Annotated in this window: 13 protein-coding genes and 1 riboswitch; of the genes, 10 read left to right on the top strand and 3 right to left on the bottom strand. The window is 72.5% G+C overall.

Annotated elements, in window-relative coordinates; translation table 11 throughout:
- The first annotated feature begins 35 nt into the window (after nucleotides 1-35).
- Genes J2S59_RS03445 through J2S59_RS03430 form a run of 4 tightly spaced genes read left to right on the top strand, consistent with a single transcriptional unit; the run spans nucleotide 36 to nucleotide 4,659 of the window.
- Nucleotides 36-1,502, top strand: coding sequence for a sigma-70 family RNA polymerase sigma factor (locus tag J2S59_RS03445; RefSeq protein WP_306824809.1), 1,467 nt, complete (start codon nucleotides 36-38; stop codon nucleotides 1,500-1,502).
- Nucleotides 1,503-1,554: 52 nt separating this feature from the next.
- Nucleotides 1,555-2,757, top strand: coding sequence for an NADH:flavin oxidoreductase (locus J2S59_RS03440; protein ID WP_068120382.1), 1,203 nt, complete (start codon nucleotides 1,555-1,557; stop codon nucleotides 2,755-2,757).
- A 19-nt stretch (nucleotides 2,758-2,776) separates the two neighbouring features.
- The gene (locus J2S59_RS03435) at nucleotides 2,777-3,580 is read left to right on the top strand and encodes an SDR family oxidoreductase (RefSeq protein ID WP_068120384.1); all 804 of its coding nucleotides are present in this window, start codon (nucleotides 2,777-2,779) and stop codon (nucleotides 3,578-3,580) included.
- Between the two features lie 23 nt (nucleotides 3,581-3,603).
- Nucleotides 3,604-4,659, top strand: coding sequence for an MBL fold metallo-hydrolase (locus J2S59_RS03430; RefSeq protein WP_068120385.1), 1,056 nt, complete (start codon nucleotides 3,604-3,606; stop codon nucleotides 4,657-4,659).
- On the opposite strand, the gene J2S59_RS03425 is transcribed toward J2S59_RS03430, so the two are convergent.
- Nucleotides 4,660-5,124 carry a GNAT family N-acetyltransferase gene (locus tag J2S59_RS03425; RefSeq protein WP_068120387.1) on the bottom strand — a complete coding sequence of 155 codons (465 nt, stop codon included), beginning with the start codon at nucleotides 5,122-5,124 and terminating at the stop codon, nucleotides 4,660-4,662.
- A 140-nt stretch (nucleotides 5,125-5,264) separates the two neighbouring features.
- A riboswitch (TPP riboswitch) is annotated at nucleotides 5,265-5,373 on the top strand.
- A gap of 20 nt (nucleotides 5,374-5,393) precedes the next feature.
- On the opposite strand from J2S59_RS03425, the gene J2S59_RS03420 reads away from it, so the two are divergent.
- Genes J2S59_RS03420 through J2S59_RS03405 form a run of 4 tightly spaced genes read left to right on the top strand, consistent with a single transcriptional unit; the run spans nucleotide 5,394 to nucleotide 10,243 of the window.
- Nucleotides 5,394-6,476, top strand: a complete 1,083-nt coding sequence (locus J2S59_RS03420) for a thiamine ABC transporter substrate-binding protein (protein ID WP_306824808.1) — start codon at nucleotides 5,394-5,396, stop codon at nucleotides 6,474-6,476.
- A 44-nt stretch (nucleotides 6,477-6,520) separates the two neighbouring features.
- Nucleotides 6,521-8,158, top strand: coding sequence for an ABC transporter permease (locus J2S59_RS03415; protein ID WP_246360115.1), 1,638 nt, complete (start codon nucleotides 6,521-6,523; stop codon nucleotides 8,156-8,158).
- The gene (locus J2S59_RS03410) at nucleotides 8,155-9,186 is read left to right on the top strand and encodes an ABC transporter ATP-binding protein (RefSeq protein ID WP_068117297.1); all 1,032 of its coding nucleotides are present in this window, start codon (nucleotides 8,155-8,157) and stop codon (nucleotides 9,184-9,186) included. Before J2S59_RS03415 ends, J2S59_RS03410 begins: the two co-directional genes overlap by 4 nt.
- Nucleotides 9,187-9,196: 10 nt before the next feature.
- Nucleotides 9,197-10,243 carry a phosphatase PAP2 family protein gene (locus tag J2S59_RS03405; RefSeq protein WP_306824807.1) on the top strand — a complete coding sequence of 349 codons (1,047 nt, stop codon included), beginning with the start codon at nucleotides 9,197-9,199 and terminating at the stop codon, nucleotides 10,241-10,243.
- Between the two features lie 22 nt (nucleotides 10,244-10,265).
- Here the strand turns inward: J2S59_RS03405 and J2S59_RS03400 are convergent, their stop codons facing one another.
- Entirely contained in the window at nucleotides 10,266-11,513 is a 1,248-nt protein-coding gene (locus tag J2S59_RS03400) for a DUF3089 domain-containing protein (RefSeq protein WP_068120701.1), read from the bottom strand.
- Between the two features lie 101 nt (nucleotides 11,514-11,614).
- Between J2S59_RS03400 and J2S59_RS03395 the strand changes: the two genes are divergently transcribed.
- Nucleotides 11,615-13,561 (top strand): acyl-CoA dehydrogenase family protein, encoded by a 1,947-nt coding sequence (locus J2S59_RS03395; protein WP_068120704.1) that lies wholly within the window; start codon nucleotides 11,615-11,617, stop codon nucleotides 13,559-13,561.
- 93 nt (nucleotides 13,562-13,654) lie between these two features.
- On the opposite strand, the gene J2S59_RS03390 is transcribed toward J2S59_RS03395, so the two are convergent.
- Nucleotides 13,655-14,143 (bottom strand): inorganic diphosphatase, encoded by a 489-nt coding sequence (locus J2S59_RS03390; protein WP_068120706.1) that lies wholly within the window; start codon nucleotides 14,141-14,143, stop codon nucleotides 13,655-13,657.
- Between the two features lie 140 nt (nucleotides 14,144-14,283).
- Here J2S59_RS03390 and dacB point away from each other — a divergent pair, with 140 nt between their 5' ends.
- Nucleotides 14,284-15,768: a D-alanyl-D-alanine carboxypeptidase/D-alanyl-D-alanine endopeptidase gene (gene dacB, locus J2S59_RS03385; RefSeq protein ID WP_181641946.1), complete on the top strand. Its 1,485-nt coding sequence runs from the start codon at nucleotides 14,284-14,286 to the stop codon at nucleotides 15,766-15,768.
- Nucleotides 15,769-15,909 lie beyond the last annotated feature (141 nt).

The following is a 15,909-nucleotide window of genomic DNA, read 5'->3' as shown; positions in this document are numbered from 1 at the left end:
TCCGCGGGCATGCGCTGCGCCCTAGCGTGCCAAGCGTGGCGACGCCCCCTGCGCCCGACGCACTCGCGGACTCCGTCCTCACCGCGCGCTATCGCGATGGGTACGACGATGCTGCCGCGGTGCTGTTCGCCCGCCACCACCCCGCCGCCCTGCGCGTGGCGCGCGCACTCGTGCCGGAGGTCCGCGCCGAGGACCTCGCGTCGGAGGCGTTCACCACGGTCCTGGACGCGCTGCGCAGGGGTGAGGGACCGAGCGAGGCGTTCCGTCCGTACCTCGTCACGACCGTCCGCGAGCTGCACCCCGACCTGCACGCCGACCTTCGCCACGATGGTGCCGCCGTCCCGCCCGCCGACCCCGAGCAGCACGTCGAGGCGGCAGTCCTCGCGCGCGCTTTCGCGTCCCTTCCCGAACGCTGGCAGGTGGCGCTCTGGCACACCTGCCTGCAGGACGAGAGCGACGAGTCGGTCTCGACGCTGCTCGGCCTCGACGGTCCCGCCGTCGCCGCTCTGGCCCACCGGGCCCGCGCCGGGCTCCGCCGGGCCTACGTCGGCGAGCACCGAGCCGTGGTGCACGGCCAGGACTGCACCCGCGCCCGAGAGCTGCTGCCGGCGTACGTCGAGCGGCGCACCCGCTCCGACCGTCAACTGGAGGGCCACCTCGAGCAGTGCCGTGACTGCGGCGGGATCTACCTGGGGCTGCGCAACCTGCGTGCCGACCTCGGGACGGTGCTGGCGCCGGCGCTGCTCGGCGGCGCGGCGGGTGCGCTGCACGCAGCCGGAACGTCGGATCCCGACGAGCCCCTGCTCGTCGCCAGCGAGGCCGGTCCACCGCCGACGGTGCCTGCCGGTCCGCCGCCTGCGGTCGCTGGTGTCACCGGTGCTACCCGCGGGACGGGTGGAGGCGGACCACCGGGGTGGCTCGTGCCGGCTGCGTCGGCAGCAGCCGTCGTGGTGGTCATCGGCATGGTGCTGGGCATCGTCGCGGTCACCAACGGTCGGGCGCCGGCCACGGACCGTGAGCCGACCTCGCCGGTCCCGGCCGCGCCCTCGGCCACCCCCTCGGCATCAGCGCCCGCCGCCGGCCCGACGAGCGCGGACGCGTCACCCCGGCGCAAGAAGCGCCGCGCACGCCCGGCGCAGGACCCGACAACTGCGGACGAGCCGTCCACGACACCGGCGCTCCCCGGCACTCCGGCCGCGCCCGGTCCCACGAGCGCGACCACGCCACCGGGAGCCACCCCGGGATCCACGCCGGGAACCCCACCGGCTGTGAGTCCCACGCCGCGCCCCTCCACCGGCCCCTCGGGCGGGCCGCCGGTCCGTCCCACTCCCTCGCCCACGCGCACCCCGACCCGTTCGCCCAGTGACGGTCCGACCACACCTGGTCCGACGGCCCCCAGCCCCACCCCGACCCCCACCCCGACTCCCACGCCCATCGACCCGGACCCGTCGCCCGACCCCGACCCGGGCGGGACCGGCCCCTCGGACCCCGGCGACGCCTGAGGGCCCGCGGCGGAAGCCCGCGCCACGAACGAGAACGCGTTACAGTTCCGCGGTGTCCACCGACGTGTTCTCGCCGGGCCGCCTGGGCCCGCTCACCCTCCGCAACCGCACGATCAAGGCCGCGACCTTCGAGGCCCGCTCGCCCGGCGGGCTGGTCAGCCCCGACCTGATCGACTACCACGTGGCGGTGGCGGAGGGCGGCGTCGGGATGACGACCGTCGCCTATCTCGCCGTCTCGCCCGAGGGGCGCACCGACCGTGCCGCGATCCACCTGCGCGAGGAGGCGCTGCCCGGCCTGGTCCGGCTCACCGATGCCGTCCACGCCGCCGGGGCGCTGGTCTCCGGTCAGCTCGGCCACGCCGGGCCCGTGGGCAACGGCCGCTCCAACGGTGCGCACGCCATCGCGGCATCGCGCATGCCGAGCCCGCTGTCGATGCAGTTCATCCGCTCGGCGACCGAGCGCGACCTGACGCGGGTGACCAAGGACTTCGTCGCCGCCGCCCGCCTGGGTGTCCGCGCTGGCCTCGACTGTCTCGAGCTGCACTTCGGCCACAACTACCTGGTCTCCAGCTTCCTGTCCCCGGTGCTCAACCGGCGCACTGACCGGTGGGGCGGCAGCCTGGAGAACCGCGCGCGGCTCGCCCGGCAGGTCGCCCGGGCTGTGCGCGACGAGGTCGGCGATGAGGTCGCGCTCATCGCGAAGTACGGCATGAAGGACGGCGCGCCCGGTGGCTTCAACCTCCCCGAGAGCGTCGAGGTCGCGCGGATGCTCGAGGCCGACGGGAACCTCGATGCCCTGCAGCTGACCGCGGGCAGCTCGCTGCTGAACCCGATGTACCTCTTCCGCGGCGAGGCGCCGGTCGAGGAGTTCCGCCGGGTGATGCCGCCGCTGGTGCGCGTGGGGATGAAGTACGTCGGCGCGAAGTTCATGAAGTCCTACCCCTACGAGGACGCCTACCTCCTGCCGCAGGCGCGGGAGTTCCGTACGGCGCTCGAGATGCCGCTCATCCTGCTCGGGGGCATCTCGACGCGTGCGTCGATGGACCTGGCGATGGAGGAGGGCTTCGCGTTCGTCGGCATGGCGCGCGCGCTGCTGCGCGAACCGGACCTGCTGCGGCGGATGCAGGAGGGCGAGACCGCCCAGAGTGCCTGCATCCACTGCAACCGGTGCATGCCGTCGATCTACTCCTACACCCACTGCTGGCTCTCGGAGCACCCCGCGACGGGTCCGCGGATCCCCCTCGCCGCAAACTAGAACCTGTTACATTCCGCCGATGGGAATCCTGGACTCCTTCCGTGTCGACGATCGCGTCGCGGTGGTCACCGGCGCCGGCCGCGGCATCGGTGCGGCCACCGCCGTGGCGCTCGCCGAGGCCGGTGCCGACGTGGTCATCAGCGCCCGGCATGCCAACCAGCTGGAGAAGGTCGCCGAACAGGTGCGCGCGACCGGACGCCGGGCCCACGTCGTCCCGGCCGACCTCAGCGACCTCGACGCCGCGGCGGGGCTCGCCGACGCCGCGGTCGAGGCCTTCGGTCGCCTCGACATCATCGTCAACAACGTCGGGGGCAGCATCCCGAACGCCTTGATGGACACCGACCCCGCCTACCTCGCTGACGCGTTCCACTTCAACGTCAACACCGCGCACGCGCTCACCCGCGCCGCCGTACCCCACCTGCTGAAGGACGGCGGTGGATCGGTCGTCAACATCTCCTCGGTGATCGGCCGGGTCGCCGGTCGCGGCTACCTCGCCTACGGCACGGCCAAGGCCGCGCTGAGCCACTACACGAAGCTCGCCGCCACCGACCTCGCACCGCTGGTACGGGTCAACGCGGTCGGAGTGGGCTCGGTGCTGACGTCCGCGCTCGAGTACGTCGCCTCGGACGAGAAGATCATGGGGCAGATGGAGTCCAGCACCCCGCTCGGCCGGGTGGGCCGGCCCGAGGAGATCGCCGCGGCGGTGCTCTACCTCAGCTCGCCCGCGGGGGCGTACCTCACCGGCAAGATCCTGGAGGTCGACGGCGGGTTGCAAGTGCCGAACCTCGATCTCGGTCTGCCGGACCTGACGCCCGACGCCTGACCGGGCCTGGGAGAGTAGTTGGCATGAGCAACGAAGCGGCGACCACCGGCTACCAGTCGACCGGCTCGGGGGAGTGGACCGAGCCCGGCGCCTACGAGGTGGCACCGGGCGTCCACCGGATCCCGCTGCCGCTGCCGATGGACGGCCTGCGCGCGGTCAACGTCTACGTGCTCGCCTCCGACGAGGGGCTCACGCTGGTCGACGGCGGGTGGGCGATCGAGGAGGCCCGCACGCTGCTGGAGTCCTCGCTCGCCTCGATCGGCTTCAGCGTCCGTGACATCCGCCGGTTCCTGGTCACCCACGTGCACCGCGACCACTACACCCAGGCCGCGGTGATCGGCAAGGAGTTCGGCGCCGAGGTCAGCCTCGGCATCGGGGACAAGCCGACGCTCGACCTCATGCACGACGCCACGCTCGACCGCGACCCGACGCTGGACCAACTGGTGCGCGCCGGCGCGCGGAGCATCGCCGAGGAGTGGGCGAAGTTCGGCGACGAGGACGGTCCCGACCTCGACCTGTGGGGCTACCCCGACGTGTGGCTCGAGGCCGACCACGACATCGAGCTGCCCGACCGGGCGCTGCGCGCGGTCTCCACGCCGGGCCACACCCAGGGCCATTTCGTGTTCGCCGACGAGACCGCCGGGGTGCTGTTCTCCGGTGACCACGTGCTGCCCACCATCACGCCGTCGGTCGGGTTCGAGCCCGTCTACGCCCCGCAGCCGCTGCGCGACTTCATGGCGTCGCTGCAGAAGGTCCGCGCGATGCCCGACCTGACGCTCCTGCCCGCTCACGGCCCCGTGGGGATGAGCTCGCACCAGCGCGTCGAGGAGCTCTTGGCCTTCCACGAGGAACGGCTGGTGCAGTCGCGCGACGCGGTCGCCGGCGGTGCGCGCACGGCGTACGACGTGGCCGGTGAGCTCACCTGGACCAAGCGCGGGCGGCACTTCTCCGAGCTCGACGTCTTCAACGGCGCGCTTGCCAGCATGGAGACCCTCGCCCACCTGGAGCTGCTCGCCCTGCGCGGCGACCTGCGGCGCACCGACGACGGCGAGACGCTCAGCTTCACCCTGCCGGACTGATCAGGGGGCCGCGAGCTCCTGGCGCATCGGGACGTGCGGGATGCCGTCCTCGAGGAACTCGGGTCCCACGATGTCGAACCCCAGGGCGGCGTACCAGTCGGAGAGGTGGGACTGCGCGTCCAGCACGACCGAACGCACGCCCGTCTCCCGCAGCGCACCGAGGGTGTCGCGCATCAGCGTCGCGGCCAACCCGCGTCCCCGGTGAGCCGGGGCAGTGACGACGCGACCGATGCGCGCCTCGTGCGGGTCGGGAGTGGCGAGCACGCGCAGGTACGCCGCCACCGGCGCCTCACCGTCGGCGTCGCCCGGCACCCACCAATGCTGCGTCGTCGGCTCCGCGTCACGCCCGTCGAGCTCCGGGTACGCGCACTCCTGCTCGACGACGAAGACGTCGACTCGCAACCGCCAGATCGCGTACGCCGTCAGCGGGTCGAGGTCGGCGAAGGCGGCGGTGCGGACGTTCACGCCGCGCAGCGTGTCACACCATCGCCACTGCACGACGGGATACGTGAGACACGCTGATCCCGACGATCGACGTGCGAGACGTATCCCGTTCGACCCGTGGGCCCGGCTGCTCGCGCGTCCGCGCGCGGACTATCGTGGTCGGCGAACGACAGGGGAGCGCCATCCAGGGCGCTGAGAGTGCGGAACAGGCCGCAGACCCTCGAACCTGACGCGGTTAGCACCGTCGTAGGGAGTCGAGCTCAACCCCTCCCACCCAAGGGAGACCACGCATGCGTGCGACCGAACGACCAACCCGCAAGCACCTTCTCGCCCTCACGGCGGCGGCCACAGCGACTCTGCTGGCGGCCTGCTCGACCGGGGGCGGCGACGACCAGGCGGCGGAGGAGACGGACACCGTCGTCCTCGTCACCCACAGCTCCTTCAACGTGCCCGACGAGGTGCTGGCGGCGTTCACCGACCAGCACGGCTACACCGTCGACGTCCAGGCCGCCGGCGACGCCGGCGAGCTGACCAACCGGCTGGTGCTGACGAAGAACTCGCCGCTCGGCGACGCTGTCTTCGGCATCGACAACACCTTCGCGAGCCGCGTCGTCGACGAGCAGATCCTCGCCGAGCACACCCCCGAGACCCTCCCGCAGGGCGCGGAGCGCTACGTCCTCGACGACGCGGACGCGGCAGCACGACTCACCCCGATCGACCAGGGCGACGTGTGCGTCAACATCGACGACACCTGGTTCGCCGACAACGACGTCGCGCCCCCGGCCACCCTCGAGGACCTGACGAAGCCGGCGTACGAGGGGCTCTTCGTCACCCCCGGTGCGGCGACGTCCTCGCCGGGCCTGGCCTTCCTGCTCGCCACGATCGCGGAGTACGGCGAGGACGGCTGGCAGGACTACTGGGAGCGGTTGATGGACAACGGCACGAAGCTCACCTCCGGATGGACCGACGCCTACACCGTCGACTTCACCGCCGGCGGCGGTGACGGCGACCGGCCGATCGTGCTCAGCTACGCGTCATCCCCGCCGTTCACCGTCCCCGAGGGTGGCGACGAGCCGACCACCAGCGCGCTGCTCGACACCTGCTTCCGTCAGGTGGAGTACGCCGGTGTGATCGAGGGTGCGGCGAACCCCGAGGGCGCGCAGGCCTTGGTCGACTTCCTCGTGGGGGAGGAGTTCCAGGCGTCGCTGGCGGAGAACATGTATGTCTTCCCCGTCAGCGAGGAGGTCGAGCTGCCCGAGGAGTGGGCGCGCTTCGCCGGGGTCGCGGAGGACCCCTACGACCTCGACCCGGCCCTGATCGCCGAGAACCGCGACACCTGGCTGCAGCAGTGGGGCGAGGTCGTCACCCGCTGATGCCCCTCGCGCCGCGTCGCCCGAGGCGCACTACCCTGCCGGTCGTGCGTCTCGCGGCGGCCGGACTCCCGCTGGCCGTGCTGGCGGTGTTCTTCGTGCTGCCCGTCGGCGGCATGCTCGCGCGCGGGTTCGTCGTCGACGGCGCGTTCGACCCCGGTGGTGTCCTACAGGTGCTGACCCGCCCGCGGGTGCACCGGGTGCTGGGGTTCACCCTCTTCAGCGCGGGGGCGGCGACGGTGCTTGCCGTGCTGCTCGGGGTGCCGGCGGCGTACGCCCTGTCCCGGCTGCGGTTCCCGGGCGTGCGGCTGCTCCGGGCGGTGGTCGTCGTGCCGTTCGTGCTGCCCACCGTGGTCGTCGGGGTCGCCTTCCGGCAGCTGTTCGCGTCGGCGGGACTGCTCGGCGGCCTCGGACTCGAGGGCACGCCGGCGGCGATCGTGCTGGCGCTGGTGTTCTTCAACATCGCCGTCGTCGTGCGCACCGTCGGGGCGCAGTGGGAGGGCCTCGACCCGCGCCGGGAGGAGGCCGCCGCCGCCCTCGGCGCGCGACCGTCGCAGGTGTGGTGGACGGTCACGCTGCCGGCGCTGCGCCCGGCGATCGTCTCGGCGGCGAGCGTGGTCTTCCTCTTCTGCGCTACCGCGTTCGGCGTCGTGCTCACCCTGGGCGGCCTGCGCTACTCGACCGTCGAGACCGAGATCTACCTGCTCACCACGAGCTTCCTCGACCTGCAGGCTGCGGCAGCGCTGTCACTGCTGCAGATCCTCGCGGTGGTCGGTCTCCTCCTGCTGGCCCACCGTGCCCGCGCCGGTGAGGTCGGACTTGCCCGCGTACGCCGACCCCGCAGGCGCCCGCGGCGCCGGGACGTCCCGGCGTTGCTGGTGCTCACCGGGGTCGTCGCGCTCGTCGTGACGCCGGTCGCCACGCTGATCGGACGCTCCCTGCGCACCTCCGACGGGTGGGGTCTCGACCACTACCGGGCGCTGGCCGCCGGTCCCCAGGACGGTGGGTCGAACGCGCTGCGGGTGCCGGTCACCGACGCGATCGAGAACTCGCTGCGGATCGCGGTCGACGCGACCGTGATCGCGATCGTGCTGGGCCTGCTCGTCGCGCTCGTGACGACCCGTCCCGCTCCGCCGGGCGGGGTCGCCCGGCGCGTGGTCTCCTGGGTCGACGGGGCGTTCATGCTCCCGCTCGGGGTCTCCGCGGTGACGCTGGGCTTCGGCTTCCTCATCACCCTCGATCGACCACCGTTGGACCTGCGCAGCTCCGCGCTGCTCGTGCCGATCGCCCAGGCCATGGTCGCGCTGCCGCTGGTCGTCCGCGTGCTGTCGCCGGTGCTGTCGTCCATCGACGACCGGCAGCGCCAGGTCGCCGCGACCCTGGGGGCCGGGCCGCTGCGGGTGATCCGCGACGTCGATCTCGCGCTGGTCTGGCGTCCGCTGCTGGCCGCCGTGGGCTTCGCCTTCGCCGTCTCGCTGGGGGAGTTCGGGGCGACCAGCTTCCTCTCCCGGGCCGACCGGCCCACCCTGCCGGTGGTGATCTTCCAGCTGATCTCGCGACCGGGCCTCGACAACGCCGCGATGGCGATGGCGGCCGCCGTCGTCCTCGGCACCCTGACGGTCGCCGTGATGGCGCTCGTCGAGCTCCTGCAACGATCGCGGCGAAGCGGAGGATGGATCGGATGATGCTCCAGATCGAGGACCTGCGGGTCCGGTTCCCCGCAACCGATGGTGGACCCCCGGTCGACGCGGTGGCCGACGTCGACCTCGCCCTGCCGCGCGGGGAGGTGCTCGCGGTGCTCGGGCCGTCGGGGTGCGGCAAGTCCACGATGCTGCGCGCCGTCGCCGGCCTCGAGCCGGTCGCGCAGGGACGGATCCTGCTCGCGGGGGAGGATGTCGCCGGCGTCGCGACCCACCGTCGCGGCTGCGCGCTGATGTTCCAGGACGGCCAGTTGTTCGACCACCGCGACGTCGCCGCCAACGTCGGCTACGCGCTGCGCCTGCGCCGGCGGCCCCGGCGCGAGATCCGGGACCGCGTGGCCGAGCTGCTCACGCTCGTCGGGCTCGAGGGATACGGCGACCGCGCCCCGGCCACCCTGTCGGGCGGGGAGCGCCAGCGCGTCGCGCTCGCCCGGGCGCTCGCGACCGAGCCGCGGCTGCTGCTGCTCGACGAGCCGCTCTCCGCCCTCGACCGCAGCCTGCGCGAGAGCCTGGCCGCCGAGCTGCGCCGGATCCTGGTCGCCGCAGGCACCACCGCGGTGTGGGTCACCCACGACCACGAGGAGGCGTTCACCGTCGCCGACCGGCTGGCGGTGATGCGCGCGGGCCGGGTCGTCCAGCACGGGGCACCCGCCGACGTGTGGCGCCACCCGGCCGACCCGGAGGTCGCGCTCTTCCTCGGCTACGCGACCGTGCTGGACCACGAGGCGGCGGCGACCGTCCACCACGAGCTCGGCTCGACCGGGTCCGACGTACGCCGTCCGGTGGCGGTGCGGCGCTCCGCCCTGCGCATCGATCCCGACGGTCCACTGCACGGCACGGTGCTCACGGTCCGGGCGTCGCCCGAGGTGGTGCGGGTGCGGGCCGACGTCGACGGCATCGGGGAGATCGACGCGGTCGCGGGACGCGGGTACGCCGCTGCCCCGGGCGCCCGGGTGCGACTCGCCGTCGACCGGGACCGGCTCGCTGTCCTCCCGGAGCCGGCAACACCCTAGAATCCCCCGGGTGACACGGCGCGCGTACGGACTCCTGATCGGCATCGCCGTTCTCACCGGGGGCCTGGCCGTCGTGGTGGGGGCGAGCCTGGGGCAGCCGCTGCGGGACCCTGAAGGGTTCCTCGGCCCGACCTGGCTGCGGATCCCGCTGCTGCTGCTCGGCGCGTTCCTCGTCGACCTGCTGCCGATCGCGCTGTGGCGGGCGAAGTTCCGCATGGGCGCCGTGCCGGCGCAGATCAAGCAGCGGTGGGCCGAGCACTGGACCCGTGACCGGCTCCAGCTGGTCGTGGTCGGGTTGGTCTTCTTCTACATCACCTACGTCGGCTACCGGAACCTGAAGTCCTACCTGCCGTTCATCCGCGGCGACATCCAGGACTACGCGCTGCGCGACTTCGACCACCTGTTGTTCTTCGGTCACGACCCCGGCGTGCTGATGCAGCAGGTGATCGGGTTCGAGTGGGTCGCGCACTTCCTGTCGTTCATCTACCTGGCCTACCTCCCCCTGGTGCCGCTGACCCTGACCGCGTGGCTGGTCTGGTCGCGCAACCTGAGCTTCGGCTACTGGTTCGTCACCGCCAACGCGCTGTGCTGGGCGTTGGGCACGGCGACCTACTACATGATCCCGTCGCTGGGGCCGATCTTCCATTTCCCGTGGCTGTTCGTCGACCTGCCCGAGACGGGGGTGACCGCGTTGCAGGAAGCGCTCGCCCGAGGGCGGGAGAACGTGCGGTTCAACCCCTTGAGCGAGTCCGTGCAGAGTGTCGCCGGGTTCGCCTCGTTGCACACCGGGATCACCCTCGTGGTGGCACTGGTCGGCCAATACACCCTGCGCAACCGGCTGTTGAAGTTCCTGTGCTGGGCGTTCTTCGCGATCACCGTGGTCTCGACGATCTACTTCGGCTGGCACTACGTCGCCGACGTCATCGGCGGCGTCGTGATCGCGGTGCTGTCGGTCTACCTCGGCGGGCTGGCGACCGGGCAGAAGTTCGACCGGCGGGGACGGTCCTCGCACCCCACGACCACGACCGACGCGGTTCCTGTCGACGCCGAGCGCTGACGCTCCGTCCTGGGGACCGCCGTCAGCGGCGGGTCTGCTGGCGGGTCCAGGTGGCGGCCTGCAGCTGGACGACCCGCACCAGGCGGTCGAGCCCGAGGTTGATGTCGAGCAGGTGGGTGCCCGTGCCGGGGATGACCTGGCGCGGCGCCTGCGACCCCGGCCGTGCGGCGTAGCGCAGCACGTTGCTGCCGTTGACGGTGCGGCAGGTGCCGGCGTACTTGTCGGCCAGGCGCACCCAGGTCGTCGGCGCCGTGGGCTCCCCGCCGGGCAGGGCGCGGCTCAGCGACCACTGCACGCCCCCGCCGGGGAAGCGACCGCTGGGCAGGACGATCGAGAAGGCCCCCTTCGTGCCGGCGACGACGGCGGGGTCGACGCAGGCGACCTGCTCGTTCACCGCGGGTTGGCGCCCCAGCGCCCAGCCCGAGAAGTCGGTGCGGGTGTTGCCGAACAACGACACCCACGGGGGGTCCGTGGCATAGCTGGAGTACGCCACGACGCAGCCGGCCTGGGCGCGCTTGGTGCACAGCGGCACGTGGGTGAAGTCGCCGCCGGTGGTGCGGCCGGTGCGGGTCGTGACGTTGCCACCGACGAGGAGGGCGCCGACCAGCCGCTTGCGCACGGCCGGGCGGGTCTCGATCTCCTCGCGCAGCAGCCGGCGCAGCATCAAGGTGCCCTGGGAGTGCCCGATCAGGACGAAGCCGCGCTTGGTGTCGACCCGGGAGAGGAAGCTCGTCCAGGCGCTGCGGATGTCGCTGTAGGCCGTCTCCGCGGTCATGGTCGCCAGCAGCCCTCCGGTCGCGGAGATCTGGCGGTAGAGCGGGGCGAAGACGCGGCACTGCGAGGAGAAGCGGGCGGCCTGGTAGCGCGCGATCGCCTGGACCTCGGGTGCCGCGGTCGGGGAGGCGTTCGGGCTCCACTGGTTGGTGACGGTCGGATAGACGTAGAAGCAGTCGACCGGCCGCTTGGCCGGGCGCGGCCGCGCCGGCGTCTGGACCCGGTCGGGCTTGCCGCGGGTGCGCACGGTGGTGTCGAGCGGGATCGAGCAGGGGTCCGCCCGCCCCGGCCAGCACAGCCAGCTGACGGTGGTCGCGCTCATGGGCTCGGCATCCTGGCCGGTCTCCTGACCCCGGACGACGTCCTGCGCCACCGAGCTGTCGAGCTGGCAGGCCGTCGCGACCAGGACCAGTGCCCCGGTGGCCACGACCGCCCGCAGCCCGCGCTCATGCAGGCGTCGCAGGAACGGGCGTCGGAGGGGACGCGGGGAGCTCATGTTGAGGACAAACTAGCCCGATCCGCCCGGGTTACGGCTCGTCGCCGAGATCACCGCCGGGACGCGTTTGTCGCTGCGACGGATGCGGGGACAGTGCAGCCATGACGAACCAGGGCTACCAGTCCCCCCAGGTCGACGTCGCGGCGCTGACCCGCGTGCTCGACGGCCCGTACGCCGAGGTGCGCCAGACCGTGCGGGACGGTCTCGTGAAGCACGCCGGGCTGCTCGACGAGGCGCTCGAGCTCGACCGTGCGGCGTACCGGCAACGCGTGCTGGAGGTCGTGCTCGAGATGGCCGAGGCCGGCCACACGGGCCTCGGGTTCCCGAAGGAGTACGGCGGCGGCGGCGACATCGGGGCCTCCATCGCGGCCTTCGAGACCCTCGGGCTCGGCGACCTGTCGGTGATGACCAAGGTCGGTGTCCAGTTCGGGCTCTTCGGCGGCGCGATCCTGCATCTGGGCAGCAAGGTCCACCACGACGCCTACCTCGACGACCTCATCAGCGGCCGGCTGCTCGGATGCTTCGCGATGACCGAGACCGGTCACGGGTCCAACGTGCAGGCGCTCGGCACCGAGGCGCGCTACGACGTCAAGACCGGCGAGTTCGTCATCCACACCCCCGACGACGCCGCGCGCAAGGACTACATCGGCAACGCGGCGCTGCATGCCCGCGCGGCCGTCGTCTTCGCCCAGCTGGTGATCGACGGCGAGTCCGAGGGCGTCCATGCCTTCGTCGTCCCCCTGCGGGACGAGGAGGGCGCCACCCTCCCCGGCGTACGCATCGAGGACTGCGGACCCAAGATCGGCCTCAACGGCGTCGACAACGGCCGCATCTGGTTCGACAACGTCCGGGTGCCGCGCACCGCGCTGCTCAACCGGTACGCCGACGTGAGCGAGACCGGCGAGTACTCCTCGGCGATCGAGAACCGCGGACGCCGGTTCTTCACCACGCTCGGCACCCTCGTCCAGGGCCGCGTCTCGGTCGGCGGCGCGGGGATCAACGCGTCCAAGGTCGCGATCACGATCGCGGTGAAGTACGCCCTCCAGCGCCGACAGTTCGCCGCGACCGACCCCGACACCGAGGAGCTGCTGCTCGACTACGGGATGCACCAGCGGCGCCTCTTCCCGCTGCTCGCACGCACCTACGCCCTGCACTTCGCCCAGGAGGTGCTGGCGGCCGATCTGCACCGGGTCTCGAGCAACCCCGACGCGGCCGACGACGAGCGCCGCGCGCTCGAGTCGCGTGCCGCCGGCACCAAGGCGCTCGGCACCTGGCATGCGAGCGAGACCATCCAGGAGTGTCGCGAGGCATGCGGCGGCGCCGGCTACCTGTCCGCCAACCGGTTCGACGCCCTGCGCGCCGACACCGACGTCTTCACGACGTTCGAGGGTGACAACCACGTCCTGCTGCAGCTGGTCGCCAAGGGTCTGCTGACCGACTACTCCAGCGAGTTCGAGGACCTCGACCAGTTCGGGATGATGCGGTTCGTCGCCGGCGTGGCCGTGGAGACCGTCATCGAGCGGACCAACGTGCACAAGCTGCTCGAACGGATCCGCGACGTGCTGCCCGGCGGCGACGACGCGTGGGATGCGGACGCCGGTTTGCTCGACCCCGACTACCACCTGATGATGCTGCGCTGGCGCGAGGAGCACATGCTCGCCGGCGTCGCGCGCCGGCTCAAGCGCGGGATGGACGACGGGATGAACCCCGGCGAGGTGTTCAGCCGTTGCCAGGACCACGTCATCGGGGCGGCCCGGGCCCACGTCGAGCGCCTGGTGCTGGAGGCCTTCGTCGACAAGATCGCGACGCTGGAGGACGGCCCCAACAAGGCGGCGCTCAACCTCCTGTGCGACCTCTACGCGCTCAGCGTGATCGAGGGCGACCGTGCGTGGTGGATGGAGCACGGCCGCCTCACCACCCAGCGCGCCAAGGCGATCACCGCCGAGATCGGCTCGCTGTGCCGCAAGCTGCGTCCGATCGCCGACGACCTGGTCGACGCGCTCGGCGTACCCCCGGAGCTGCGCCGCACCGAGATGCTCGACGGCTGAACGCGCCGCTCACACACGACACTCCCCTCCGTGAGCGTCGTGCCGGGGTGGTCCCGGACGCCGCTCGCGGAGGGGAGTGACGGAGGTGGGGGCTCAGTGCCCGTTGGTCTTCGCGCGCTCGAAGGAGGCCTTGACCTCGGCCTCGGCCTCGGCGCGGCCGACCCACTCGGCGCCTTCGACGGACTTGCCGGGCTCGAGGTCCTTGTAGACCTCGAAGAAGTGCTGGATCTCGAGCCGGTCGAACTTCGAGACGTGCGCGATGTCGCGCAGGTGCTCCAGGCGCGGGTCCTGCGAGGGCACGCAGAGCACCTTGTCGTCGCCGCCGGCCTCGTCGGTCATGCGGAACATGCCGATGGCGCGGCAGCGGATGAGGCAGCCGGGGAACGTCGGCGCCTGGAGGATGACCAGCGCGTCGAGCGGGTCGCCGTCGAGGCCGAGGGTGTCCTCGATGAAGCCGTAGTCAGCGGGGTACTGCGTCGAGGTGAACAGCGTCCGGTCCAGCCGGATGCGCCCCGACTCGTGGTCGACCTCGTACTTGTTGCGCTGTCCCTTGGGGATCTCCACCAAGACGTCGAATTCCACGATCGATCCTCCGCTCGTCGGTCGGCGGCTCTCGCTGACCTGTGTCACGCCTGCCACGACGCTGCCGCACTCCGCGCGGGCGTCGTCGGCGGCTAGTCTCCCGCACGGCACCGCAGAGCACGCAACCGGAAGGGGTCCGAGTGGGGCGACGTGACGAACGCCACTCCGGGCGTCCGCGCTGGCGGGTGCTGCCGGCGGTGCTCGTGCTGCTGCTCCTGGCCTCGGCCGTCGCGGCCGACGAGCTCGAGGCGGGCCCGCGCTGGCTCGGCTGGGACTGGTCGGGTCCGGTCGACCAGCCCGCGGCCGTCGACCCCCCACCAGGGCTGGACCTGCCGGCGCTGCGCCCGGCGCCCGTCGTCCTCGCCGGCTCGCCCCTCGGTGGCGCGCCGGTGCCCGACCTCGACGAGGCCGCGATCGCGCAGGTCGTCGCGCCGTACCTCGACCGCGACGACCTCGGACGGCGACTGACGGTCGCCGTGGCGGCGCTGGGCTCCGCCGAGCCGGCGTACGTCACCGGCGCGGAGCGGGTCACGCCGGCCTCGACCACCAAGCTGCTCACCGCGACGGCCGTGCTGTCCGCCCTGGGTCCCGACCACACCTTCCGTACGACGGTGCGGGGCGTGCCGGGCACGCCGCGGATCGTCCTGGTGGGTGGGGGCGACCCGTTCCTGGCGCGTGAGCAGTCGGAGGCGGATGCCCCTCCGGCGTACCCCGCGCGCGCCGACCTGCGCACCCTGGCCACCGCGACTGCGTCGGCGCTGCGGGCGGCGGGCCGGACGCGGGTGCGCCTGGACTATGACGCGACGCTCTTCACCGGCGATCGGGTCAACCCGGCCTGGCCGGCCAGCTACGGCCCCGATGACGTGGTCGCCCCGATCAGTGCCCTCTGGGTCGACGGTGGCCGCCCCGACGAGGGCGACGGCCGGGTCGACGACCCGCCCCGGGTGGCGGCCGAGGAGTTCGCCGACGCGCTGCGCGCTGTCGGGATCCGGGTCGCCCCGCGGGTCCGGGAGCGCGCCGCGCCTGCCGAGGCCACCGAGCTGGCCGAGGTCAGCTCTGCGCCGCTGGAGCAGATCGTCGAGCGGGCTCTGGACGTCAGTGACAACGAGACGACCGAGGTCCTCGGCCACCACGTCGCCCTCGCCCGCAACACCGAAGCGACCTTCGAGGGCGCCGCTGCCGCCGTGGTCGCCACCCTCGGCGAGCTGGGTGTCGACGCGAGCGGTGACACGCTGCGCGACAGCAGCGGGTTGTCGCGCGAGAACCTCATCTCGCCCGAGACGCTCCTCGGCGTCCTCGCCGTCGCTGCCGAGCGCCCCGAGCTGCGCGCCGTGCTCGGCGGGCTGCCGGTCGCCGGGTTCACCGGCTCCCTCGCCCTCCGCTTCGACACCGGTGACCCCGCCGGCCTGGGCCAGGTCCGCGCGAAGACCGGCACCCTCACGGGCGTCCACGGGCTCGCCGGCGTGGTCACCGAGGCAGGCGGCACCCCCCTCGCGTTCGTCGTCCTCGCCGACCGCGTCCGCGCCCCCGGTGGCATCGGCTCCGGCGGCATCGAGCAGGCCGTCGCCCGCCAGCGCATCGACGAGCTCGCCGCCGACCTCGCCGCCTGCCGCTGCAGCAGGTGAACCAATCGGCAAATTCACTACACGTGTAGTGAATTTGCGCGACACGCCGACGAATTCGTGTACAGAGTTCCAGTATCACTACACATGTAGCGATTCTTGGGGCGCGTGGGACTGCCGTACGGCGTGGGGGTGGCTCGTAGG

Source organism: Nocardioides massiliensis (assembly GCF_030811215.1).
GTDB classification, from domain to species: Bacteria; Actinomycetota; Actinomycetes; order Propionibacteriales; family Nocardioidaceae; genus Nocardioides_A; species Nocardioides_A massiliensis.
This window is presented reverse-complemented; position numbering and strand designations above follow the sequence as displayed.